Annotated in this window: 21 protein-coding genes; 4 read left to right on the top strand and 17 right to left on the bottom strand. The window is 39.1% G+C overall.

The genetic code is table 11. The features are described from left to right. Window positions 1–2: 2 nt before the first annotated feature. Window positions 3–761, top strand: coding sequence for a UDP-2,3-diacylglucosamine diphosphatase (locus tag A3Q33_RS13160; protein ID WP_081182586.1), 759 nt, complete (start codon window positions 3–5; stop codon window positions 759–761). Window positions 762–877: 116 nt separating this feature from the next. Here the strand turns inward: A3Q33_RS13160 and A3Q33_RS13155 are convergent, their stop codons facing one another. The 3 genes from A3Q33_RS13155 to A3Q33_RS13145 form a co-directional block, all read right to left on the bottom strand. After that, window positions 878–2,758 carry a DUF885 domain-containing protein gene (locus A3Q33_RS13155; protein WP_081180353.1) on the bottom strand — a complete coding sequence of 627 codons (1,881 nt, stop codon included), beginning with the start codon at window positions 2,756–2,758 and terminating at the stop codon, window positions 878–880. A 187-nt stretch (window positions 2,759–2,945) separates the two neighbouring features. Then, the gene (miaE, locus tag A3Q33_RS13150; RefSeq protein WP_081180352.1) at window positions 2,946–3,719 is read right to left on the bottom strand and encodes a tRNA isopentenyl-2-thiomethyl-A-37 hydroxylase MiaE; all 774 of its coding nucleotides are present in this window, start codon (window positions 3,717–3,719) and stop codon (window positions 2,946–2,948) included. A gap of 211 nt (window positions 3,720–3,930) precedes the next feature. Further along, a complete protein-coding gene (locus A3Q33_RS13145) occupies window positions 3,931–5,607 on the bottom strand; it encodes a M10 family metallopeptidase C-terminal domain-containing protein (protein ID WP_081180351.1) in 1,677 nt (558 codons plus the stop codon). A 685-nt stretch (window positions 5,608–6,292) separates the two neighbouring features. Here A3Q33_RS13145 and A3Q33_RS13140 point away from each other — a divergent pair. Then, window positions 6,293–6,571 carry a hypothetical protein gene (locus A3Q33_RS13140; protein ID WP_081180350.1) on the top strand — a complete coding sequence of 93 codons (279 nt, stop codon included), beginning with the start codon at window positions 6,293–6,295 and terminating at the stop codon, window positions 6,569–6,571. Window positions 6,572–6,783: 212 nt separating this feature from the next. Then, a complete protein-coding gene (locus A3Q33_RS13135) occupies window positions 6,784–7,383 on the top strand; it encodes a Yip1 family protein (RefSeq protein ID WP_081180349.1) in 600 nt (199 codons plus the stop codon). An 89-nt stretch (window positions 7,384–7,472) separates the two neighbouring features. On the opposite strand, the gene purF is transcribed toward A3Q33_RS13135, so the two are convergent. The 11 genes from purF to fabB all read right to left on the bottom strand — a co-directional run bounded on the left by purF (window position 7,473) and on the right by fabB (window position 21,440). Beyond that, window positions 7,473–8,990, bottom strand: coding sequence for an amidophosphoribosyltransferase (purF, locus tag A3Q33_RS13130; RefSeq protein ID WP_081180348.1), 1,518 nt, complete (start codon window positions 8,988–8,990; stop codon window positions 7,473–7,475). Between the two features lie 32 nt (window positions 8,991–9,022). Beyond that, window positions 9,023–9,505: a CvpA family protein gene (locus A3Q33_RS13125; protein ID WP_081180347.1), complete on the bottom strand. Its 483-nt coding sequence runs from the start codon at window positions 9,503–9,505 to the stop codon at window positions 9,023–9,025. Between the two features lie 71 nt (window positions 9,506–9,576). Continuing rightward, complete coding sequence (locus A3Q33_RS13120; protein WP_081180346.1) at window positions 9,577–10,209, bottom strand: SPOR domain-containing protein; 633 nt, start codon at window positions 10,207–10,209, stop codon at window positions 9,577–9,579. An 18-nt stretch (window positions 10,210–10,227) separates the two neighbouring features. After that, complete coding sequence (folC, locus tag A3Q33_RS13115; protein ID WP_081180345.1) at window positions 10,228–11,502, bottom strand: bifunctional tetrahydrofolate synthase/dihydrofolate synthase; 1,275 nt, start codon at window positions 11,500–11,502, stop codon at window positions 10,228–10,230. A gap of 10 nt (window positions 11,503–11,512) precedes the next feature. After that, window positions 11,513–12,370 carry an acetyl-CoA carboxylase, carboxyltransferase subunit beta gene (gene accD / locus A3Q33_RS13110; RefSeq protein WP_081152108.1) on the bottom strand — a complete coding sequence of 286 codons (858 nt, stop codon included), beginning with the start codon at window positions 12,368–12,370 and terminating at the stop codon, window positions 11,513–11,515. 146 nt (window positions 12,371–12,516) lie between these two features. Next, window positions 12,517–13,299, bottom strand: coding sequence for a tRNA pseudouridine(38-40) synthase TruA (gene truA / locus A3Q33_RS13105; RefSeq protein WP_081180344.1), 783 nt, complete (start codon window positions 13,297–13,299; stop codon window positions 12,517–12,519). A 143-nt stretch (window positions 13,300–13,442) separates the two neighbouring features. Next, window positions 13,443–17,204 carry a FimV/HubP family polar landmark protein gene (locus A3Q33_RS13100; RefSeq protein ID WP_081180343.1) on the bottom strand — a complete coding sequence of 1,254 codons (3,762 nt, stop codon included), beginning with the start codon at window positions 17,202–17,204 and terminating at the stop codon, window positions 13,443–13,445. Between the two features lie 266 nt (window positions 17,205–17,470). Next, the gene (locus A3Q33_RS13095; RefSeq protein WP_081180342.1) at window positions 17,471–18,496 is read right to left on the bottom strand and encodes an aspartate-semialdehyde dehydrogenase; all 1,026 of its coding nucleotides are present in this window, start codon (window positions 18,494–18,496) and stop codon (window positions 17,471–17,473) included. Window positions 18,497–18,519: 23 nt separating this feature from the next. Further along, window positions 18,520–19,638 (bottom strand): 4-phosphoerythronate dehydrogenase, encoded by a 1,119-nt coding sequence (locus A3Q33_RS13090; protein ID WP_081180341.1) that lies wholly within the window; start codon window positions 19,636–19,638, stop codon window positions 18,520–18,522. Between the two features lie 44 nt (window positions 19,639–19,682). Beyond that, the gene (locus A3Q33_RS13085) at window positions 19,683–20,033 is read right to left on the bottom strand and encodes a 5-carboxymethyl-2-hydroxymuconate Delta-isomerase (RefSeq protein ID WP_081152102.1); all 351 of its coding nucleotides are present in this window, start codon (window positions 20,031–20,033) and stop codon (window positions 19,683–19,685) included. 195 nt (window positions 20,034–20,228) lie between these two features. Then, complete coding sequence (fabB, locus tag A3Q33_RS13080; RefSeq protein WP_081180340.1) at window positions 20,229–21,440, bottom strand: beta-ketoacyl-ACP synthase I; 1,212 nt, start codon at window positions 21,438–21,440, stop codon at window positions 20,229–20,231. A gap of 171 nt (window positions 21,441–21,611) precedes the next feature. Between fabB and mnmC the strand changes: the two genes are divergently transcribed. Continuing rightward, on the top strand, window positions 21,612–23,627 hold the full coding sequence (gene mnmC / locus A3Q33_RS13075; protein ID WP_231295670.1) for a bifunctional tRNA (5-methylaminomethyl-2-thiouridine)(34)-methyltransferase MnmC2/FAD-dependent 5-carboxymethylaminomethyl-2-thiouridine(34) oxidoreductase MnmC1: 2,016 nt from the start codon (window positions 21,612–21,614) through the stop codon (window positions 23,625–23,627). A 391-nt stretch (window positions 23,628–24,018) separates the two neighbouring features. Here the strand turns inward: mnmC and A3Q33_RS13070 are convergent, their stop codons facing one another. The 3 genes from A3Q33_RS13070 to A3Q33_RS13060 form a co-directional block, all read right to left on the bottom strand. After that, window positions 24,019–24,291: a YfcL family protein gene (locus A3Q33_RS13070; protein ID WP_231295669.1), complete on the bottom strand. Its 273-nt coding sequence runs from the start codon at window positions 24,289–24,291 to the stop codon at window positions 24,019–24,021. A gap of 79 nt (window positions 24,292–24,370) precedes the next feature. Next, window positions 24,371–25,504, bottom strand: coding sequence for an ATP-NAD kinase family protein (locus tag A3Q33_RS13065; RefSeq protein WP_081180337.1), 1,134 nt, complete (start codon window positions 25,502–25,504; stop codon window positions 24,371–24,373). 56 nt (window positions 25,505–25,560) lie between these two features. After that, the gene (locus tag A3Q33_RS13060) at window positions 25,561–26,151 is read right to left on the bottom strand and encodes an elongation factor P hydroxylase (protein ID WP_081180336.1); all 591 of its coding nucleotides are present in this window, start codon (window positions 26,149–26,151) and stop codon (window positions 25,561–25,563) included. Window positions 26,152–26,284 lie beyond the last annotated feature (133 nt).

The raw sequence follows: 26,284 nt of genomic DNA, 5'->3' as shown, positions 1-26,284 counted from the left end.
AAATGAGTGAAACTTCTCATGTGAATAATAAATCAGCATTAACTTATTTTATTGCTGATTTACATCTCGCACAAAACAGGCCCGACATCACGGCCTGTTTTTTATCTTTCTTGAAAAACGACGCACCAAAAGCACAAACACTATATATTTTGGGCGATTTATTCGAGTATTGGATAGGCGACGACGATAACAGCCCCTTCCTTTTAGAAATTTCTCAGGCAATTAAAGCCTTAACGGTGCTTGGCTGTAAAATTTATTTTATACACGGCAATCGCGACTTTTTATTGGGTAAACGCTTTGCTAAGCAATCAGGTATGGAGTTACTGCCTGAAGTGACGCTAATAGACTTATATGGCACGCCTGTTGTCATTATGCATGGCGATACCCTTTGTACACGCGATGTTGGCTATCAAGCTTTTCGTAAAAAATCACGAAGTTGGTGGTGGCAAGCTATTATAAAAAGTTTACCTTTATTTGTTCGGCGCAAAATTGCCAGCAATTATCGTGAGCAAAGTGCGACAGCCACAGCCATGAAGTCTCAAGATATTATGGATGTCACTGACAGTGAAGTTGTGCATTGTTTAGAGCAATACCAAAGCCAAATATTGATCCATGGTCATACTCACCGACCGGCCATTCATGACGTTAAAGCCAATAATCAACAAGCACAACGCATCGTGCTGGGCGACTGGTATGAACAAGGTGCTTGGCTTAAAGTGACGCCTGATTCTATGGATTTAATGGACAGACCATTTGAGTGACAGAGTGTATTTACATATCTCATTCTCAGCGCATTAATAGATAAAATAATCTAGCCTGAACTTTCGTTCAGGCATTTATATCCATCTCACAACCAATAGTGCTCCGAATTTAATCGTTACTTCGTCATTTGACTTTTTATCCAGTCATTCACTCTTCGATCTAATAGTGCTAATGGCATTGCACCACCTCCCAGTACGGTATCGTGGAAACCACGAATATCGAAACGATCTCCTAGTTTTTGTTCCGCACTTTCACGTAATTCGACCATTTTCAACATGCCAATTTTATAAGCGGTTGCTTGCCCAGGTAATACTAAATATCGACGAATTTCAGAGATAATAGCTTCTCCAGCAACCGGGGTTTTTTCTTTAAAGTAGGCAATTGCTTGCTCTTCTGTCCAGCCTTTGGCATGTAGACCGGTATCAACGACCAAGCGAACCGCGCGCCATATTTCATTTACCAGTCGGCCAAAGTCAGAGTAATCATCTTGGTAGCCACCCATTTCTTTTGCTAATAATTCAGCATACAAGCCCCACCCTTCTACATAGGCAATAAAGCTTGTTTGCGTTCTAAATTGTGGGATTGATGTAAGCTCTTGAGCAATAGAGATTTGCATATGATGGCCAGGATTACCCTCATGATAAGCCACACCTTCCATTTCATTCTTTGGCATCGATAACATGTCAGATAAATGTGCGTAATAAACCCCAGGGCGACTGCCATCAGGTGTACCAGGCGCGTAATGTTGCGCTGCACCATCTTGCTCTCTGAAAGCTTCAACACGCTTAACCACTAAGCCGGCTTGAGGCAATATACCAAAGTAGTTTGGTAGCTGCTTATTGATAATATCTAAATAAACCTGTGTGTCAGATATATAGCCTTGTCGTCCTGTATCGCTATTTGGATAGAAGAACTGCTCATCGCTTTTAATAAAATCAAAGAATTCTGTTAAGTCACCTTCAAAACCAACACGCTCTTTAATCGAGATCATCTCGTTGGTAATACGCATAACTTCTTTAATGCCAATATTATGAATTTCTTCAGCAGTTAATTCAGTGGTGGTTGATGCTTCGATCATTTGACTGTAAAACGCCTGACCATTTTGTTGTGAAGAAACGCCGGTAGGATTGCTGACCGTATTAACTATATCAATTTCAAACCAGGCTATCAGCGCTTGATAACTTGGTAAAAAAACCTCAAGCAGTTGCTTTTTAGCCGCAAGTTTTAATGTTTGTGCTTGGTCTAAAGAAATTTTTTCCGATTCAACCAAGCCAAGAATTTTTCGTTCAATGTCCATCCATAATGGTGAATCGCTTGCGTCTGGTGCATTTGAAAATGGTATACCTGAAATTAGGTTATTTGATTGTTCAATAACCCCTTCATAGGCAAACTTTGGTGGCCGAGTACCGGCAGTTGCATTTACTTTTGCTCTTTCTAGTAATTGAGTAATAGCATGACTAATGCCAGCAATACGGGTGATATATGCCTGCATGTCATTTAAGTCATCAACACGATGAAAATTAATTAAAAACTGCACAACGCTTGCTTGAGCACCATCAAATTGATCAAAAATATAACGATGTTGATTAAACTTAGCTGCCGCTTTGGCTTGTTGATATAAATAAAGCCAAATATCGTATGACATTTTTGCTTCAGAAGTTAACTTACTGTAATCAAAGTTAGCCGTTAACTCATCAACACTTGCGGCTTGCAATGCTAATTGTGCTTGCTCATAGGCCTCAGTCATGTCGTCGATTTGATCGTATTTATCTTTACGCCCCAACATAGTTAACATCATCGGGCTATTTTGCAACTGCGCTTCATATTTAATCTCAAACCATTGATTTAAGCGCTTTGTCTCACTAAGTTGCTCCTGTATAGCGATTTTAGGCACTGCTATCGTTGATGATTCTTGGACAGTTGTTTGTGTTGAACTATTAGATTGGCAAGCAGACAAAAATACAACTGCTCCCAGCAATGCAATCGAAGAACGCATCAATTATTCCTTTATTAATGTATAAATATATAGCGCATAAAAGCACTAAACATATTACTGAGTGTTGTTAAGCGTTAAAACCTAGAGTAAAAATCATGAGCAACTTCAACTGACTGACCATTATTTTTGGCATAATGAATTAAAGCATATTAAGGTTATACTTATCGAGTAGTAATTGTGCTTAAATTTACAGTGTTGGCATTCCACTATGAAATTTAAAGTCATTATCTGGGCTGATAATTAATTGAGCTTCTATCTCAGCAAAATAAGCAATACGGTTATCAACTTTCTCACTTTGATCTGGACCCGCTATTTCTTTGGCTAAGGTTAAGTAATCTTGATAATGGCGCGCTTCAGAGCGTAGTAAAGATATATAAAAATCGCCCAATCGTTTATCAAGGTGTGGAGCTAACATAGCAAAACGCTCACAAGATCTAGCCTCGATATAGGCACCGACAATTAACTTATCAATCAGTGCATCTGGTTCGAAGGTTTTAACATGCCTTAACATACCTTTAGCATAACGACATGGCGTAATACTGCGATACTCAACACCATATTCATCCATGATTTCTAATACCTGATAAAAATGATGGAGCTCTTCTTTGATCAACAACACCATTTTATCAATTAAACTTTGCCCATAAGGTGAATCGGTTTTTGGGATAACTGATTTTGTGAGTTTATTTTTAGCTGCAAGTTCGCGCCAATCACCTTCTCGTTTATATATTAAGGTTTCAAAAGGTTGTAACCATGCTAATAGTGCATCACTGCCGGCTTTATCAACTGCGTACTTTCGGATCATAAACATCGCCGATTGCGCAGCCTTTAGTTCACAAATTAAATGATCAATTAAAAGTACAGCTAAATTATCTGGTTTGACTGCTTCTTCTACCCACTCTTTTGGTGTTTCGCACTGAAGAAATGAGTTTATTGGTATTAATAATTTGTCGGCGGTCATGATTTGAACTTACGATTGATGTGCATGAATGAGCTTGAAATTTTACCATACCCACTTCAAAAATCACCTGACTAATTCAGATAAAATTAAGTCCATCTGAATTTATAGTGAATCGTTATCGAGGCTTTTTATATCGTCGCTTAACTTGGTATGAAATTAACGCAAAAAAAAAGCCTCTATCAGAGGCTTTTGGATTAAGAAGAACGGTAGTTTATAAAACTAAATCGCTAGCCGCTAATGCTGCACCATGTAAATTAATTGACAAGTCAGCAGCACCATCGCCATCAACATCACCCATTAACATGCCGTTTGCATAACGAAGTTCGCCAGCTGTGTTAGAGAAACTAGCAGCGCTGATAAAGTTAAAAGCCACACCTGTTTCCGCAAGCACAATAACATCTTCACCAGTAACAAAGTCAACTATCATGTCACCCGACTCAATATTTGAAAATACAAAGGTGTCATAACCTGCACCACCGTTGTAGGTATCAGCACCGGCATAACCATTCATAATATCGTCGCCGCCGTTACCTGTAAGCATGTTGTTAGCTTCATTACCTTTAAGGTAATCACGCTCACTTGAACCAATAGCGTTTTCAATAGTAGTACCATAAGCAATTGCAATATTGTCATGCGAAGTTACACCTAAGCCACTTACACCTGTTTCAAAGGCAAGATAACCTTCATGTGCCGACGTTGTTAACGCTTGCCATGCTGCACTCTGGCCTGAAACAACATCACCTAAAGTGCTAAACCCCGCGTCACGCATCAGTTGACGTCGTCTATTAATTTCGTCTTCACTTGGCACAGAAGCCGCACCAGAACTATATTCACCGTCATTCAAATCAATAAATACACTGGCGTTGGCACCTGACATGTCAATTGTGTCATTTCCGCCTGCGTCATAAATGGTAACGATTGGGAATAGATTCTGTGAGAAATCGTAAACCGCTTTACCAGCAGTTGAGTTCCAACCATAAACGGTGTCGTCGCTACGTGTTGTAGTATCAGCACCGTAAGCTGCTTGAACGGCTAGAATATCGTGCACCATAGGCGTATGTGGGTAGTTATAAAAACCGGTACTCCAATCTACAATACCTCCTCCAAATGGTTGATTTGAGGTTTCTTCATCGCCCCAATATGACATCAAGCTATATTGGTTACTGTCTTGAGCATATTCAGCTTGGCTAACATAAGTAGTAGCGCCAGCACCGTTATAAGCTCCAGGATGGCTTAAACCTAACGTGTGACCAATTTCATGCACTAACGTTGTCACCCCATAACCGCCAAAATTCAACCATGCATTTGTCCAGTTAATTTCTGGTGTGGCAACAAATACATCGCCAAAAAATTTCCAGCCTTGTGCATTAGTAAATGCATATTCTGGATAATAAGCGTAGGCCTGACCAGGATCATAGCTATTAGAAAATTGTATGTCAGCTCCCCTTGAACCACGTTCAACAAAAGTAGGCGCAACAAGGTCGTCCCAAAGATCAATGCTATCACGAGCAGCATTTTTTTGAGCTTCAGAAAATCCACTTAAACCATCACCTGCTGTAAAACCATATTTCGGGTTATTGTATAATCCAGTTAAGCCCTTGCCATTAGGAAAGTTATAAGTTATCACCCCACCATTTGCTGAATTTAAATATCCGGTCCAAATTTGGTCGATAATCTGGGGTAAATCGGCTATATTTTTTTCTCTAAAAGTAAAGCCTGCATATTTATCAAGACTCAAATGTTCAGGGTTTATAACAATATTTGAGTCAGCTTCTAATTGAGTACCTTGAATATCTTTAACATCAGCAGAGCTGATAAATGAAATTAAAGTCGTGCTTAGGGCGATACAAACTGCAAGTCTTGTTTTTATTAGTTTTGGTGCAATCATGCTTTTTTTCTCCGTAATTAGAAATAAAGTGCTTTAAATTTACACAATTATACTAATGACATGTTACAAATAAGTAAACACTTGTGTTAACAGTATATGATATGACAGAGAAACATGTTGAAAGGGTTGAACTTTTTGTATTTATTTTTATAGTCTCAATCAGGTAAGTCATAAGGTTTTAGTCAATAACTAAACTAAAAATCTATCAAAGTAAGCTTTTTATTTATAGGTTACTGCAGCACCTATTAACTATGCCTAAGATGTATATTATTTTTACATCTTGTACATATCCATAATTTGTTAGGGTTAATTTTTATAATTATTGAGTCATTAATAACTTACATTTTTCTAATTAATACTCGATAAATCTAGTACGCCAGGGCTAAGCCCTTGTCGTAAATCACTAAACTAGCGTCTTTGATTTAAGTGAAATACCTTATGAAGGTAGTTTTAGTTATTTAGCGAAACAATTTGAATTTGAATATATCACCGTAGTCTCCATTAATATTTTTAGAAAAATTGACATTGTTGTAGCAATAAAATTAACGACAATAATATCTTCACATTTCAGGCGCTATCAATTGTGACGTAATTAACTAAAAAAAGAGTTCACTATTTGCTATGATATTATTCAACGAACCAAATATACTAAATTTATTCTTGACGAAATATAGCGAAAAATATAATGAAAAAGACGGCGGCTAAATCACTAACAGATAAACACGAAGACCTTACCCATAGTGAACATCAAACCGTACTTTCGCATGTTCAGCGAGAAGTCGACGAATGGTATGTCAATACTATTATGTTAAAGGGTATTGACGTACCTTTTAAATATCGTAGAAAAAAGCTTTATAAGTCATTACAAAATCAACAGGTAAATATTACCTATTATCCTACTCAAGAAACCGTTGCTGGCTTTGAACTTGAAGTCATGAAAATTGTTCGTATTAAAGTCTGTTGAGCACTTTTTGCCTTGAAAACGGCTCTATTAGACTGATAGATGGCTAAATAATATCTTTTTACGCCGAAATATCAAACAACCCTTGACGAATCACTCGCCATCTTACATAAATAGCATATCAACAATAAAAACAACTAAGTTGATTTGAATACAAGGTCGCAGAGTTTTACTACTATCTGCATTATTTTTGGGGACAGAGAGAGGTATATAACATGATCTTAAATCATATCTGGGGGCTTTATACTGCACCTAAAAAAGAGTGGCAAACAATTGAGAAGCGTCACGAAAGTCTAACGTATTCTATGGTGCATATTCTCACCATTGCTTTAATTCCAGCAATTTGTGGCTACTACGCTGCCGCACACATAGGTTGGTCAATTGGCGCAGGTGATCCCATTAAACTAACAGAGTCAAACGCATTATTTATGTCCGTTGCTATGTATTTTGGGTTAATTCTCGGTGTATTTTCTTTAGCTATTCTAATCCAGTGGATGGCAAAAACTTTTGATTCAAAACCAGATTTTACGCAGTCATTAGAGTTAGCAGCCTATGCCGCTACACCTTTATTAATGGCAGGATTAACCGCACTATTTCCAGTCTTGTGGTTTGTAGTACTCGCAGGGTTAGCCGCGTTATGTTACTCGGTTTACCTACTTTATTCAGGTGTACCCATTATGATGAATATTCCTGAAGAAAAAGGCTTTATTTATTCGAGTTCTGTAGTCACTTGTGGTTTAGTACTGATTGTCGCACTGATGGCGGCAAGTGCTATCGTTTTCAACTCTGGCTTAGGTGTAGAGTACGTCAGTTGATTCGATAATAATTATAAAAAAACCGCTTATTAAAGCGGTTTTTTTATAGCAAAATTTTAGTTATACCCCTGATTAATTAGGTGTATTAATTATTCTGCGCCTTCATTATACATATCAATAATAGAGTCAGCATTTTTGTCTGAGGTTTCTTTAGTATCATTATTACGCATAGCATCTAGTCTATCTAAATAGCTTTGATCGATATCTTTTGTAACGTATTCGCCATTAAAAACAGACGTTTCAAATTCTGTGATATCTGGATTTGCGGTCGACACAGCAGAAACTAAATCTTCTAGGGTTTGGAATATTAACTTGTCCGCACCAATAAGCTGACATATATCGTCTAGTTCACGGCCATGTGCAATTAACTCATTAGCGCTTGGCATATCGATACCATAAACATTTGGAAAACGTATTTCTGGTGCTGCAGAAGCAAAGTATACTTTCTTCGCACCCGCCGCTCTTGCCATTTCAATAATTTGACCTGAAGTCGTTCCGCGAACAATAGAGTCATCAACGAGTAAAACATTTTTACCCATAAACTCTGTCCCGATAGCGTTTAGTTTACGACGTACTGATTTTTTGCGCTGCTCTTGTCCTGGCATAATGAACGTGCGGCCAATGTAGCGATTTTTAACAAAGCCCTGACGATATGGAATATTAAGATGACGAGCGATTTCTAGCGCTGTATCACAAGACGTTTCAGGGATTGGGATCACAACATCTATGTCGATGTCATCCCATTCCTTAGCAATTTTATCGCCAAGTTTTTTACCCATATCAACGCGAGATCCGTAAACAGAAATCTTATCAATAGATGAGTCTGGGCGTGCAAAATAAACATATTCAAAAATACACGGATGAAATGACGGGTTCTCCGCACATTGCTGGCTATGAATTTCACCTGATTCTGTGAAGAAAATAGCTTCACCAGGGGCAACATCACGAACAAATTCAAATTCATTAGCATCAAGGGCAACTGATTCAGATGCCACCATATATTCAACACCAGACTCAGTTTCACGCTTACCAAATACGAGCGGACGAATACCATTTGGATCACGAAATGCCACCATACCGTAGCCGATAATCAAGGCGACTGTCGCATAGGCGCCACGTACTCGTTTATGGACATTGCTTACCGCAGTAAAAATATCACTTTGATCTAATGTATGTTGCTCAGAATTTTGTAATTCGTGGCCTAAAATATTTAATAAAAGCTCTGAATCTGACGTGGTATTAACATGGCGACGGGCTTGTGTATTAAGCCATAGCTTTAATTCTTCCGCATTGGTTAAATTACCGTTATGCGCCAAAGAAATACCAAAGGGTGAGTTAGCGTAAAATGGCTGCGCTTCTGAACTACTTGATGTACCAGCCGTAGGATAACGAATATGGCCAATGCCCATGTTACCTTGCAGACGTAACATATGGCGAGTATGAAAAACATCTTTCACTAAGCCGTTGCCTTTTCGCAATCTAAAGGTATTTTCGTGAATGGTCACGATACCTGCAGCGTCTTGGCCACGATGCTGTAATACCGTTAAACCATCATATAAAGCTTGACCTACGGGTGTTTTACCAACAATACCAACAATACCACACATGCACTTATTCTCCGACGAACTAAGTTTAAATACTAAGCTAAAAAACTAGATGATTGTTTGAGATACTCAAAAAACCATTCAACTATTAATGTAAATTCTGGAACCAACTGTGAATTTTGCCACCATGTACTAGAGGACGCAGGTGTAAACGCATCCATAAAAAATAATACCGCAGCAATGATCAATACGCCTCTTAGCGCACCAAATACAATACCTAACACTCTGTCAGTACCTGACAAGCCAGTTTTACTGACAAGTTGGCCAATGATGTAGTTAACGAGTGCGCCTAAAATTAAAGTGGAAATGAATAGAATAGCAATCGAGGCAGCGTTACGAAGCAGTTGATCGGAAATATTGGTCAGTAGAGTCGACAAGTTAAGGTAGAAGCTACTCGCGACAAAAAAGGCACTGATCCACACAATTAAGGAAACAGCTTCTTTGACAAAGCCCCGCACTAAGCTAATTAAAGCTGAAATGCCGATGACAGCCAAAATGGCATAATCTATCCAAACCATAAATCGAATATTCTCATTGATTAGAGGCGCGCATTCTACCAGAAGGCAGCTAGGATTTGCTAATAATTTTATTATTTAGCAGGGTGAAACCGAGCAATTTTCCCCTGAACATTAGTAAGCTTTTTCAAAGCAGGTAGCTTTTCTTCCAACGAGGATTTAATCAATTCAGGTCCAATAAAAACTTTAGTCAACTTGCCCGCTCTAGTATTAATAGGCTTGGTAAAGGCTGTGTAGCCTGCTTCTTTTAATTTGCTGACCAACTCATCAACATTATTTTGATGACGAAAACTGCCTAATTGAATTACCCAAGCTTGTTCTGGAATCGCTTTACTAGGTGTTTGTTTTGCGGTTTGAGCTACCAATTTTTTTATCGGGGTGGGGGTGTCTAGCGCTGAAAAAGACGATTCTTTAGTTAACGTTGACACATTAACGTCTTTTTCCTTGAGTGCTTTTGATGCATCAATGACACTTTGATCGTCAAGTGCTAGCTCATCAGCAATAGGCGCTACAGGCAAGTTCGCCAGTTTGTCTTCTGGGAAGTCTTTATTCGCTTGTGGAAAGTCTACCTCAGGCGTGCCAGGTATCGTCTCAAAATTATCTTGGTAAGTTTTTTTGTCACCATCAAGTACATCAGGCAAAAATATAATAGCGATAGCTGCCACAATAATGGTACCAACTAAACGATTTTGAAATGGTGTAGACAAATTAGACTCCAAGCATAACTAAACTAACAAACGTCTTATTTCAGCAACAGTATAAAAAGATCCGAAAACCAGAATAAGATCAGTTGCTTTTGCATTCTGTTTCGCCATTCTAAATGCCTGAGAGACATTGTCAAAGCAATTCACCTTAGTCGCGTCTATTTGTGTAGATTCTACTATATTTTTTGCTTCGCGGCCTCTAGGAACATTAAGTGTTCCAACATACCAATGAGAAACAGCGGATAACAGCGGTGTAATGGTATTACTCGCATCTTTGTCAGCGAGCATGCCTAGCACAGCATGTACTTTAGGATAATTTAATTGCTGCAGTTGTGACGCTAAATATCGCGCAGCTTGAGGGTTATGCCCTACATCTAAAATAACATCACAATCGAGGCTGAACTTCTCCATTCGGCCCGCCACTTTAGTTTCAGCAATTATTTGATTAAGAAACCCACTATTTAGCGATAGCATGAGTTTATCGGCTAAAAGCTGCAACACCATTATCGCAGTGGCAACATTATCTTGTGGTACTTGACAGCCATTAAGCGCTGAAAATGCATTTTCACTACTGCGCCAATGCCAGGTATTATTATTAGCTTGTTCGATGGTAAAATTTTGCTCACGATAATACGGGTTGGCGCCAATATCTGTCGCGTGCGCAGCTAATGAACTCGGTGGGTTAGTATCACCAACGACAACAGCTTTATTTGCTCGCATTATACCGGCTTTTTCAAAACCGATAGCTTCTCGCGTATTCCCCAAGAATGACTGATGGTCAAGATCGATAGTGGTAATTACAGCCACATCAGCGTCAATTATATTGGTAGCATCTAAGCGACCACCTAAACCGACTTCCAGAATAATTACGTCAGGTTGCTCAGCAGTTAAAATAAGTAAGGCGGCTAACGTTGTGTATTCGTAGTAAGTTAGCGATATATCGCCACGTGCGCCTTCTATAGTTTCAAACGCGCTCACCAATGCATCATCATTAACTTCACATTTATTAAGCCGTAAACGCTCATTAAAGCGCTCAATATGCGGAGAAGAATAAACAGAGCAGGTTAAGTTTTGTGCCAAAAATGCATTTTCTAAAAACGCACAGGTTGTGCCTTTACCATTAGTGCCGGCAACGGTAATAACTGTCGACGTGGGAAACGCAATACTGAGATTTTTCGCAACAGCGGCAATACGCTTCAAGCCAAGTTCTATCTCGACTGAATGTAGGTTTTCTAAATAAGAAAGCCATTCAGTAAGATTGTTTCTCACTGAATGGCCTTTAATCATTTTTGACATGAATTTTCCGTTATGCTGCTGGGCTATCTTGTCCCATAAACTTAGCAAGCATTCTCGCTAAAGTACTGCGCATTTCGCGACGATCGACAATAATATCGATTGCACCTTTCTCTTTTAAGAACTCACTACGCTGAAAGCCTTCAGGCAGTTTTTCACGAACTGTTTGTTCGATAACGCGTGGGCCAGCAAAACCAATTAAAGCTTTAGGCTCTGCAACATTAATATCGCCTAGCATAGCTAAACTTGCAGAAACGCCGCCCATAGTAGGATCAGTTAATACTGAAACATAAGGTAGGCCTTTTTCACTCATTTTTGCTAAGGCTGCACTGGTTTTGGCCATTTGCATTAATGAAAATAATGCTTCTTGCATACGGGCACCGCCACTGGCAGAGAAACATACAAAGGGTACGTTATGCTCTAAACAATACTCAACACCTTTGACAAAACGAGCACCAACAACAGACGCCATTGAGCCACCTAAGAAACCGAATTCAAATGCTGCAACAACAATAGGTTGCCCGCACAATTCACCTCGCATAACAACCAAGGCATCTTTTTCACCGGTACTCTTTTGCGCTGCCGAAATTCGATCTTTATAGCGTTTAGAATCTTTAAATTTGAGAATGTCTTGTGCTTCAAATTCTTCACCTAGCTCTACGCGCTCGCCTTGGTCAAGAAAACCATCAATGCGCTTGCGTGCAGAAATACGCATATGGTGATCACATTTTGGACAAACCGACATCTGTCGATCTAGCTCAACTTTATAAAGTACCGCGTTACAGCTAGAACATTTACTCCAGACACCTTCCGGAATATTTCTTTTTTGTGTCGCTTTTGCTTTTGGGAGAATCTTTTCAATCCAGCTCATAATGTATTTTTGCCTATGCATGAAAAATTTAATAATTGTTTAAAATACAACCACTAAATATAAAATTTTGTCTAATACTCTGAATTAGACCATAGAACACCTACACAATTATAGGAAAAACTGGTCTGTTTTCTTCTTATTGTTGATTATAGTAGAAATAATGGCCCTGGGCTACGCTTTGGAATACCAAACGCTTCAGGGTAATCAACATCAACAAAATATAGCCCCGCAGATGGTGCAGTAATACCCGCAACACAACGATTTTTTGCCTCTAATACTTCTTTAAGCCAACTAACCGGTTTCAGTTCTTGACCAACTTTCATCAAGCTACCAGCTATATTTCTCACCATATGGTGTAAAAATGCATTGCCTTTTATATCAATAATAACAAACTCACCTTGGCGGGAGACATTACAATAATGCAAGGTACGAGTTGGAGAATTTGACTGACAATGCACGGTTCTAAACGAAGTAAAGTCATGTCGACCCACTAAATATTGTGCTGCTTGGTGCATTAAATTTTCATTAAGTGGGTAATGGCAAAAGCTAATACCTGAGCTTAAAATTGCTGACCGTAAACGATTATTATTAATAATATAACGATACCGTCTAGCGGTTGCACTAAAGCGAGCATGAAAGTCATCATTAACCTCTTTCACCCAAGATACCGCAATATCTTTCGGCAAATTAGTATTAACCCCTAATGTCCAAGCGACATCTTTACGGACTTTTTCGGTCTCAAAGTGGATGACCTGATTGGTCGCATTAACCCCAGTATCGGTTCTACCTGCGCAGACGACTTCAATGGGTTCATTGGCTATTTTTGATAAAGCCTTTTCTACCATTTCTTGAACGCTAATAACATTCTTTTGTCTTTGCCAACCGTAGTAGTTACTACCATCGTATTCTATGCCTAAAGCGTAACGCATTTTATCCTCCATTGCTAAGGTGAGGACATTATCCATTATTTTACGCGTTATACCAATCGAATTGGTATATTCAATGCTTTGTGAGAATTAAAAAGTATAAAGGCTGCAAAATGCAGCCTTTAAATCCAAAATACTAAAGCGTATTAGTCTTTTAGGTTATCTAATAATTGCTGAGCATCAAATTGTTGTTGTGCATCTCCCAGCTTTATTACATCGAGTAAAATGACTTCTGCGTTGTCATGGTCGCCAATCTCAATATAAACCTTTGCCAAATCTAATTTTGCCGCGATACCATTGTCGTCATCGTCAACATCATCTTCAGTGATATTACCTGAAAACTCAGGAAACTCACTCAGGCCAACATCGATATTCATTTTTTCATAAGGTTCTGTTGGCTTTCCGTCTAATAGACTATCTGATAATAAAGAATCTACGGAAATAAAATCTTTTTTCTCACTTGCTTTAGCCGAATCATTTCCTTCGGGTTCAAAGTCTTCCTCATCGGTATCGAGATCAAAGTCATCACCTATTTCAAAGTCTTCGTTAAATTCGAACTCATCACTATCTGATTGACTACTCTCTTCTTCAATATTTGCTAATAAGTCATCGAAATCTAAATTATCAAGTTCTTTCATACCATCGACTTCTTCAGCATTACTCGCAACATTTTTTTCAACATTACTTTGCGCATGACTATCATCGTCAGCGAGTAAATCAGCCAGTACATTGCGGTCAGTAAAATCGGGAGATAATTCCACCATGTCATCAGCATCTTTTTCGTCATTCAACAAATTTGCTAACGTTGATTCGTCAAAATCACCTGATAGTGCTTGTAACGTTTCTTCATCGATATTCTCAGAGTCAGGCTCTTGTGTTAAGTTGCCAGTATCTTCACTCAGCAGCTCACTATCAAGTAATTCAGTGTCAAGAATATCATCACCAACTTCAAGAGGCTCATCACTAGCTTCTGGTGAATGGTTTACTTCGTCAATCAACGCATCGATATCAAAGTCATCTGAAATTTCTTCACTACTGCCGCTTGAATTTTCGTCCTCTGGCTCTTCGGGTAAATTTTCATCTAGCGCAGGAGTATCAAGCTCTTCCAAACTCTCGTCAACACGACCATCAATACTGTCATCAACACTGTCATTAGGTAACTGACTTAAGTCCGTATCTATAAATGATTGTACATATTCATCTGTAAAATTATTTATAAGATCGGTATTTTCATTATCAGGTGTTTCTGGTGTTGCCATGTCATCATTGCTAATAACCTCACTTTCCAGCGTATCAACTTGATCGGTTTTTGCTGTTGATGCGTTTATATCATCAGGATCTGATACTGCTTCAGAAGCTTCTGGAGTGTCTGTACTTCCTTTATCTTCTATAGCTGAATCTTGAACTGCTAATTCATCTTCTTCATCATTTATCGACTCTAACAGGGCGTCAATGTCATCGGGGTCGGCTATGTCATTGGTGTCTGCTATTGCATCGTCTTCATCATTTATAGACTCTAACAGCGCATCAATGTCATCGGGAGCGCCTATGTCATTGGTGTCTGCTAATGCATCTTCATCTGCTATTGCATCTTCTTCATCATTTATAGACTCTAACAGCGCGTCAATGTCATCAGGTTCAGCCATGTCACTGGTGTCTTCATCTGCTATCGCAACTTCGTCTTCATTTATCGACTCTAACAGGGCATCAATGTCATCGGGAACAGCTATATCACTGGTATCTTTATCAGCTGATGCAGCTTCGTCATCATTTATCGACGCTAACAGGGCGTCGATGTCATCGGGATCGGCTATTTCATTGGTGTCTGCTAATGCTTCATCTTCGTCATCATTTATCGACTCTAACAGGGCGTCAATGTCATCGGGTTCTACAATGTCATTGGCATCTTCTGCTGCTTCATCTGATGAGGCATTATCAGCTTCCGTATCACTTTGACCATTTATAGCATCTAATAAGTCATCTATATCGTCTGGATCTGATATATCTGTTTCATCTTCTACTATTGCATCAGATGTGTCTTTATCCGTTGCGGGATCACTTTGACCATTTATAGAATCTAATAAGTCATCGATATCATCTGGATCAGATATATCTTTGTCATCTTCTGCTATTGCATCTGATGTATCTTTATCCGTTGCGGTATCACTTTGACCATTTATAGCATCTAATAAGTTATCGATATCATCTGGATCAGATATATCTTTGTCATCTTCTGCTATTGAATCTGATATATCTTTATCCGTTGCGGTATCACTTTGACCATTTATAGAATCTAATAAGTCATCGATATCGTCTGGATCTGATATTTCTTGGGTATCTTCGGTGATTGAGGCATCTTTTGCTTCACTGACGGCATCCAACAAAGCATCCATATCATAAGGTTCAGCCACCTCACTAATATTATCTTCAACAGGGATATCATCTGACTCATCAGCAGCGTCTAATAAAGCATCAATATCATCTGACTCACTTTGAGCTTTTGATTCTTCACTGTCTGACGGTTTACTTTCAGAGTCTTCCGGTAATATGTCACCTAATTCACTTTGGTCAACTTGGTCTGAATCAAAAGTGGTATCATCATCTGGACTAAACTCATCTTCTAGTCCGGCAAATAAAGAATCTAAATCACTTTGCTCTAACTGACCGCCTTCTAAAGCTTCACCTTCGATAATGTCATCGTCTAAAGAAATCGTTTCAGAATCATCATCTAAACTCAGATCTTCAAGTTCACCCAAGTCGTCTAAATCATCATCCAGCTGAATTATGTCATCATCAAGTGAATCTAAATCGTCAGAAAACAAATCATCGTGCTCTTCATCGTTCTCTGATAAATCTAGAGATAATTCATCATCCAGAGAAAGTTCATCATCAAGTGAATCTAAATCATCCCCTAATATTAATTCACTATCTGAACTTTCTGGTATTGGTTCACTTTTCGGTTTCGCTTCGGCTTCAACAACTTGTTCTTTTTTGATCGGCGCTACACTTTCGTCATTATCTTTATTGGCTTTGCGTCGAAATAAAATCGCCAAAAAGGACAGGACTAATATCGCGGGTAATGTTGCCATTAGTGCAACAAACCATGAACTCGACATTAAATTGCCTTCTTCGAGATCGGCTTTCTGTTTTTCTAATAATAACGCTTGCTCTCTCGCTTCAGCTTTTGTCAGTAGCTCTTGTTGCAGCGAAATCATATCGTCCATCTGGATTTTAATTTCTTTGCTTTTAGCCACTTCACTCTGCATAACACCAAGTTGGTCATTAAAGCTGGTAAGACGTTGACGTAACGCTTCGTTTTCTTTTAATAAGCTTTGTAGCCCATCGATGGAGTCTAAAACGTCATTTTGAATGGTAGCTAATCTTTGCTGTTGAGTGCTGTCTATGGCCTGTAATTGAACATTAATTTCAGATTTTGCAGCATCTAAATCTTTTTTATTTACCGAGGCTTCTTCAGGTAACAGTACTTTTTTAGGCGCAACTTTAACGACTTTTACGACTTTATTTTGCCAAGCTTTATCATCACTACGTGACTTTTGTTGTGCGTTATCAGGATTAATTGCTCGCATTACATCTATAGGTGGCAGCTTTAAGTACTGACCACTGATCATGTGATTTAGATTGTTATCTTTAAAAGACTCTGGATTATTTTCATATAGGGCTTGCATGACTTGGTATACAGACAAGCGAGGATCTGGTCGCACTTTAAGTGCAATATTCCATAAGGTATCTTTACCTGTTATTGGGCCATAACGGTCATAAGGAAAAGCATCTGTCGATTTCGGGCCACGAATACGTATGCCGCCGTCTTCAGCAGAAATAGGTAGACTAAAACAGCTAATGCTAACGATAAGTACCTGCCATAGGCACAGGCGTAACAATTTTTGCATTAAAATTTCCTATTTATAATGATTATTCGCCAATACAATGACGGACCCAAGTCAGGAGTTTGTAAAGCAAAAATTATTCCAGTTATTAATAATTGCTTCTACGTTCTTGGATAAATGCTGATAGTTTTTTACTATGTTATCAAATTAATACAGCTGCTCTTATCTTATCCTTAATTTAATATAAGTTAAATAAAACAAAAAAACCCGTCGCTTATTATAACGACGGGTTTTCATTTTTCTTTAATAAATCTATCACTTAACGACTATTAATACTCGCTAAGATGATCTTTGATTAATAACTCAGCAATTTGAACGCTGTTTGTCGCGGCGCCCTTTCGAACGTTATCAGCAACAATCCACATATTAATACCATTATTATGGCTAATATCTTCACGGATACGACCAACAAAAGTTTCGTCTTTGCCGCTAGCATCAGTAATTTGTGTTGGAAAGTCTTCATCATTATGACAAACCACTATACCGGGTGCTTTGCTTAACAACGCTTTTACTTCTTCAGCAGAAATAGGAGAGTTGGTTTCAATATGCAATGATTCACCATGGCCAAAAAATACCGGTACACGCACAGCGGTAGGGTTAACCATTACACTGTCATCGCCAAGAATTTTTTGTGTTTCCCAAACCATTTTCATTTCTTCTTTGGTGTAACCATTTTCAAGAAATACATCAATTTGTGGAATAACATTGAAAGCAATTTGACGAGAGAAGTTTTTCGACTCAACAGGCTTGCCAGATAATAAATCTGCAGTTTGTTTCGCTAATTCGTCCATCGCTGCTTTACCACCGCCAGAGACTGACTGATAGGTGCAAACGTTAACGCGCGAAATACCTACGGCATCATAGATAGGTTTTAAAGCCACCATCATTTGAATCGTTGAACAATTTGGGTTAGCAATAATGTTGCGATTACGGTATTCAGCTAGCGCTTCTGGGTTTACTTCTGGAACCACTAATGGAATATCGGCGTCGTAACGAAACTCAGAGGTATTATCAATAACAATACAACCCGCGTCACCGGCAATCGGCGCATATTTAGCTGAGGTAGCACCACCTGCTGAAAAGAAACCTATTTGTGCTTGGCTCCAATCAAAATTGTCAGCATCTAAAACTTCTATGCTCTCACCATTAAAGTCAATAAATTCACCTGCCGAACGTGCACTGGCTAGTGGATATAATTTATTAATAGGAAAATCACGCTGTTCTAATATTTCAATAATTGTTTTACCAACTAAACCCGTTGCACCTAGTACGCAAACATCAAATTTCTGTGCCATGATCCTCTCTCTTTTTATCCAGTTTATTTATTAAAGCCAAGCTGATGTGGTGCATCTGAGCTCAACGCATTATTCAAGTTAACCGTTATTGACGAAAACTCCCGGCGAGTCGGGTAAGTTTTACGTATATGGTCAAATCCTTGAACATTAATTTGTTGACGAAAAATTGCATCGTCACGCCTAACATCGTAAACCATTTTTACAAGTTGGTTTAGCAGTATTTCGTCAAACGCTTGATTAATTTCAACCTTACCAATAGCAGATGCCGGCAAAAAGTCAGCAAGACGCTTGTTGGGTAAAATATCTAATTGTTCGCATAATGCCCGATACAAAATTTCTGTGCCACGAGCTTTTCCTTCTAAGCTATAACCAGCAATGTGTGCCGTGGTAATTTCACAATACGAAATTAAAGCCAATAATATATTCGGTTCGTTCTCCCAAACATCTAAAACCAACTTTAATGGGTGTCCCTGCTGCTTCATTTTCAACAATGCAGCATTATCGATAACTTCACCGCGACAAGCGTTAATGAGTATTTGGTTATCATTAAATTGCGCTAATCGCTCAGCATTCAATAAATGATACGTGGCATGTTCCCCCTTACGGGTTAATGGCACGTGCAGTGAAACTACGTCGCAACTCAACGCTTGTTCAAGCGAAACAAACTCTCGTTTATCCGCAGGGTTATCAGCTAACAAAGGATCACATAAAACATGCTTAATATTTAAAGCACTTAATTTTTCACTTAACCTTGAACCCGTATTACCTGCGCCAACAATACCAACTGTTAAAGTTGATAACGAAATTAAATATCGTTCAGCCAATATAACTAAGGCACTAAGAACATACTCAGCGACAGAAACGGCATTACAACCAGGCGCTGAGTGAAAGTTAACGTTTCTATCCGCTAAATATTGTTGATCTATATGATCAACGCCAATAGTCGCGGTGCCAACAAAGCGTAAGTTTTTATTTTGCTTTAGCAAGGCTTCATTGACTTTCGTGATTGAGCGCACTAATAAAACGTCAGCATCACATAGCGCTGTCGGTGACAAAGCGCGGCCAGAAAACGCCGTTAACTTACCTAAGTCGGCAAAAAACTCCGCTGCAAACGGCATATTTTCGTCATAAAATATATTCATTTAACGTTTCCAACTAACAAAATAGTAAAGATAAAATGTGCCTTTTACGCTACTGATGTTATTTTCTTGACGTAACTTTCTTTTTCTATTTTTGTAACTTCAACCGTAATCGCTGCGTTTTCAATACCCAAGCGTTCTAGTTGATTACTAACACTGTCACTGAGCACTTTACGTTGTGATAAATCACGCCCTGATAATATTTTTAAATTAACATGTATGAAGACATGCTCAGCACCGGGCAAATAGAATTCATCATAAGCGCATGCGCGCACTTTAATATCAGCAGCAGCGAAAAGCTCGCTTTGGTTTGCACCTTTATAAACAGCGTGCATTAGCTGCTCTACTGGCAAACTTTCAGTAATCGTAGCAGAATATTCAATAATACAATGAGGCATGATAAGGCAGTCGTAATTAATAACAAACAAGGGCAACATTGTAGCTAAATTTATCGAGAAAAACATCGTAACCATGAGATATTTGTCATTGTTTTGATGTTTTTTACCCAGAAAAAAACCGTTAAATTTTAACGGTTTTTTAATTTAGCTCAGAATAATGACAAATACTGTCATTGCTGCTAAAAATTTAAGTCACTATTTATACTTTTGCATAACAAGTGTTGCGTTAGTACCGCCAAAACCAAAGCTGTTTGACATCACTAAGTTCAGTTCCATATCACGCTTTTCAGTCACTATGTCCAAGCCTTTGGCTTGTTCATCTAAAGTATTAATATTAATCGATGGGGCAACAAAGCTATGTTCCATCATTAATATTGAGAAAATAGCTTCATGAACACCAGCAGCACCCAAAGCATGACCTGTCATTGCTTTCGTGGCACTAATTGCTGGAGAGTTATCGCCAAATACCGCTTGAATAGCACCAAGTTCTTTAACATCACCTACTGGTGTAGAAGTACCGTGAGTATTTAAGTAATCAACTTTAGCGTCAACACCTTGCATGGCTTGTTGCATACAACGAATAGCGCCTTCACCACTTGGGGCAACCATATCGTAACCGTCTGATGTTGCGCCGTAGCCAACAATTTCAGCGTAAATATGTGCACCACGTGCTAAAGCGTGTTCAAGTTCTTCAACAACAACCATGCCGCCGCCGCCAGAAATAACGAAACCGTCACGGTCTGCATCGTAAGTACGAGAAGCCATTTCTGGTGTGTCGTTATATTTAGAAGACAATGCGCCCATGCCGTCAAACATCATGGCTAATGACCAATGAACTTCTTCACCGCCACCTGCAAATACGACGTCTTGCTTACCCAGTTGAATAAGCTCAGCTGCGTGGCCAATACAATGTGCGCTAGTGGCACAGGCAGAACTAATTGAATAGTTAACGCCTAAAATTTTAAACGGTGTTGCTAAACATGCTGATATTGTACTCGACATTGTTTTTGGTACGGCGTAAGGGCCAACACGTTTAACGCCTTTTTCACGTAAAATGTCGGCTGAATTAACCACGTTTTCTGAAGAAGCACCACCAGAACCAGCAACAATACCGGTACGGAAGTTAGAAACTTGCTCAGGGGTTAATTTTGAATCTTTAATTGCTTGATCCATGGCTATATAAGCAAAAGCTGAAGCTTCGCCCATAAAACGTAAGGCTTTACGGTCAATGTGGTCTTTTACTTCAATTTCAGGTTTGCCCCAAACTTGACTGCGTAAACCCATTTCAGCAAAACTTTCAGCACGAGTAATACCTGAACGTCCTGCTTTTAACGATGCTAATACTTCTTCTGCATCATTACCAATACTTGATACAATACCTAATCCGGTGATAACTACACGTTTCATATAAATAACCATATTCAATTAAAAAATCTGGGCGTATCATACATACTTTTGCCCCCTATACTGGTCTGTCCAGCGTACACTTGTACACTGAATGTTTTCATTTTTATGACAGTCCTTTGTAATAAGATGTAAAATAACCTTTTTTTACTTACAACGGAAGACGTTAATATAGTGATTGATCAAACAAAGATTACCTTTCAAAGTGACGGTTCCCCCTATTCAAGCCAATTTGAAGATATCTATTTTGATACAAACCACGGCACAAGCCAAAGTGAGTGCGTATTTATTGACGGCAATAATATTAAAGCAAGGCTAGCAAAGTTCCCTAAAAAATTTGTCATAGCAGAAACTGGTTTCGGCACAGGTTTAAATTTTTTACTCACGTTGGCAACATTTGACCAATTAAAGCAAAGCCAAAGCCGACAAAATACAAAACCAGCTGCAGTAAGCACTTTGCACTTTATCAGTGTCGAGAAATACCCCTTATCCAAAGCACAACTGACTCAGTCGTTAAAAATATTGCCCGAGCTTGAACAATACAGTCAGCAGTTAATCGCCCAGTATCCTGACAACCCTGAGCAAGATATCACCCTGAACTTTCTCAATGATACAGTCACATTGCAGTTAATATTCAACGACGCTACTTTAGGCTTAACGCAATTGGCGAGCGATAGAAACACTCGATTTTCAGGTATAGTTGACGCTTGGTATCTTGATGGTTTTTCGCCGGCTAAAAATCCTGAGATGTGGCAAGAAGGACTTTTTCAGCAAATAACACGCTTATCCAAAGAGCAGGCAACTTTATCGACTTTCACGGTTTCAGGTAAAGTTCGGCGTCAGTTAATTTCAGCAGGTTTTAGGGTTCAGAAGCGCCCGACCAAAGGTAAAAAAGATGAAATGCTGATGGCTGTATTTCAGCAAAACCCTAATTCAGGAAAAGGTTATCAGCAACGCCCTATTATCACCAAACCCCAACAAGTCAGTATTATCGGTGGTGGTATCGCCTCAGCTTGTGCGGCTTATGCTTTAACAAAAGCGGGGGTTAAAGTTACCGTGTACTGCCAAGACTTTAGCGTAGCTCAAGGTGCATCGAGTAATAATATTGCGGCGTTGTATCCACTGATTCACCAACAAGCTGACGATATTAGCTTATTTTATCAACACGCTTTTGAGCAAGCCGTTAGTTTTTATAAAAGTGTCAGCGAGCAGGACTTTCATTTTGATCACGACTGGTGCGGTCTATTAGAAATATCTTATAAACCGGCCTTAGCACTACGACAACAGCACATTGCCAACTCTGATGTTTGGCCAAAAAATCTCATACAAAGTGTTGATAAAGCAACCGCTAGCGAATTAGCCGGCATAACGCTAAACCATGGCGGTTTATTTTTTCCAAAAGCGGGCTGGATAGCCCCAGCGCAACTGGTAAAGCAAATATTTAAAGCGGCGGAGTTAACTAATCGCCTGCGTATTGAAACCGGCTGTAAAATTAATAGTATTAGCCAAAAATCTGACGGTAAATGGCTATTGCACACCGATAAAGAAAATTACCCAGCTAATGTTCTCATATATTGTGGTGGTGCCCAAGGCATACCGCTGAACCTGATTGAGCAATTACCGCTAACTTCAGTTCGTGGACAAGTCAGTAATATGGTGAGTAATGAGAAAGTGGCAAAACTATCAACCGTTATTTGCCATAAAGGCTATTTAACACCGGCCAATAAAAACCTCCATTGCATCGGAGCTACGTTTCAAAAGCACAGTTTTGATATCGAGAGCAAAGCCGAAGAAGACCAGTTTAACCTGGCTATGCTAGATAAGTGCTTGCCGGGGTTAACACAATGGCAAACTACCGACATAGCCAGTAGCAAAGCGCGCCTGCGCTGTATGACGCCAGATCACTTACCTATGGTCGGTGCCATGCCTAACATTGAAGCTCATAAGCTACAGTACCCACATTTAAGCAAAGATAAACGTTGGCGCTATAACGAACCGGCACCGGTCATTGAAAATCTATATATGTTGACTGGGTTGGGCGCGCGTGGGCTTTGTACAGCGCCATTATTGGCCGATATATTAACCGCAGATATTTGTGGTACGCCTTATCCTTTAAATAACGAGCAGTTATTTAATCTAGCGCCAAATCGCTTTGTGATTCGAGATATTATTCGTCGTAAGTTCGATTGAGTTTGTGGGCTGGGCTTATACCAATTGAAATAAATAATCGATCATTTTAAGGCGGTTTAAATCGTCAATAACTGCGTTGTTTTCAATCACACACGCCCGCTATTACTCGACAATTGCTCCTGCATTGTTCTACTTACGGGCATCCATGCCCTAATCAATCAAACGCCTTGCCTGCAGGGATAATGGTACTTATGTTTAGTCTGGAACAATAAACATGTATTCTTGAACAATTTATCCTCGCTTAAAATTGGTCAATAACTTATTACATTTGGTATTAAAGCTAATGATTACTAAAATAAATAATCGTTTATTTACCATATTCTAAAATGAAAAAGCAGCCAATTCAAAATGAACAGCTGCTTTAAAAATCATTCAAAAGTTAACAGTAATTTTATGCCGTAAATGCTGTTTGGAGCACCAACCAATAATCTTGCACAATTTGACGATCTTGCGGCGTAAGTTCAGTGCGAGCCGCTTGTAGCTTCTCGCTAATATTTGTTGCTAGCGCTTGCGTTAACACTTGTGACTCATCGCCATATTCACTGCCAGCCAAACTTATAAAGCCTCTTAAATAACTACCTGCGAATAACTCGTCGGCACTAACATCTTGTTCTACTTGTTCATCTAAAAAATGATATAACGCGGTAAGGTTTTCAAATTGCATACTTAATTCCAAGTTCATTTAGACAAGTGTTCAACATTGCCTGTTTTAAAATATTTAAGGTTTAAATTTTTCTAGCTCACTATTGCGGGCTGGCAACTGGGTATAATACTTGATCATTATAGCCGGTAGTCACGGCTAAATAGCCTGACAATTCTATATCGAGTTCGCTATCGCCGGTATCGGCAATTAATGGTCGAGCTTGCAGCGCATTCAGCTTAGTTTTCGTCGCAATAATAAGAATATTTTCTTTACCTATAGCGCGAATAACGCGTGGGCTCAATTGTTGATTTCCGCGACCAAATATATGCCCTTGGCCACCGATTAGCGTGATCACAAGTTTAACTTTTCCTTGTGCATATGGTTGAATTAACTGCCAAAGTTTCGGCTCGGTTAAATCGCTTTCAATTAACACTTGCTCACATACTGCATCAACGCCCAACAGCGTATTTTCAAGCGCCAACTCTTCCATAACAAAAGCAGTGGTTGAGCCTGAGCCGATAATAAACAGTTCATCATCCATTTTTGAAATAACATCGGCAGCAATGTCTTGTAAAACTAATTCGTCAGACTCTTTACCACCCGATTTAACCGCTTGAATATAACGTAACTCTGACGGCACTTGCATTTCACCAAAGCGCTTTGCTTTGACTATACCTTGGCGAAATAAACTTTCATCAATATCCATGACATCAGCATCAATTAAACTGACCAACTGATTGGTGATCATTAACTCAACCACTCTCCCTGCTGCTTTAGGCGTAATAGCATAAACACCTGAATGGATTTTACAACCAGCAGGAATACCTAATACTGGAAATTTATCTTCAACAATATGGCAAACATTACGCGCCGTGCCATCGCCGCCAGCAAATAACAGTAAATCAATATCAAGATTAATTAAGGTCTTTACAGTCTGCTCGGTATCAAGCGCTGAAGTTGCTTCATTAGCAGGCTGATGCACGACTTCTGTATTGAAACCTAACGCATTCGCCGTATGTTCGCCCATGTCACCAGCTGCGGTATAAATAACGATATTTTCTTTGTAAGGCAGCAATATTTCCAACGCAAGTAATGTTCGTGCATTAGACTTTGCTGTCGCGCCAAGTGCAATGGCTTGTTCAGCAATGCCAACACCGTCACTGCCCTTCAATGCCACACTACCACCAATGCCTGCAATGGGATTAATGACTAAGCCTAATTTAAATTTTTTCATTCATTAATCTCTTTTATTTTTGGCATATCTTTGTCAAATGGCTACTTAAAAGCACATTAATTAATCTTAAATTGAAAGTGTTCAGGGGCTAAAGGCCAAGGCTTTTGGTAATGCTTAGCTAATTTGGCAATGAATGTTGCAGCATCTTTAGGAAAACCTTGTTCTAAATAAGTTAGCACTTGCTTATATACCTTAGCTTTAAACGCCACTCGGTCAGTTTCACCTTCACCCAAAAGATTATCGGTAGAAACATCAAAGTATTTTCCTGTGGCAACACAAAGCGCCCACTCTATTGCTTGTGGTTTTATTTCTACGCTTTCAAACTTAGCTTGTTGCTCATGATCTCGGCCATCGGGAATATACCAATAACCATAGTCTTCAACTAATCGCCGTGAGGCACCTGCCAAGCACCAATGAGAAATTTCATGTAACGCACTAGCAAAATAACCATGAGTAAAAATTATTTGATTAAAAGCCGTTTGATCGTTGCTAGGCAAATAAATAGGCTCATCGCCGCCTTTAACTAGTCGCGTATTGTAGGCAGCGAAAAAAGCTTTATCGAATAACTGAATCAAGTCGCGATAATGAAGCGCGGTATTATCAACAGCAGTTTCGTCGGTAAATGTTATGGGCTTAGGTATAGACATAAAAATAAACTTTTAAATACTCAAGCACTCAGCATGTTCAATTCGCTATGGCCTATTAAAATTGACGCTATTCTAACGAAAAACGACGATTATTACATCGCCGTTTTAAAAATATTAGAAACATTAAAGCCGA

It is taken from the genome of Colwellia sp. PAMC 21821, from assembly GCF_002077175.1.
Taxonomy (GTDB): Bacteria; Pseudomonadota; Gammaproteobacteria; order Enterobacterales; family Alteromonadaceae; genus Cognaticolwellia.
Note: the sequence above shows the minus strand (reverse complement) of the source record. Positions and strands in the feature narration are given on the sequence as shown.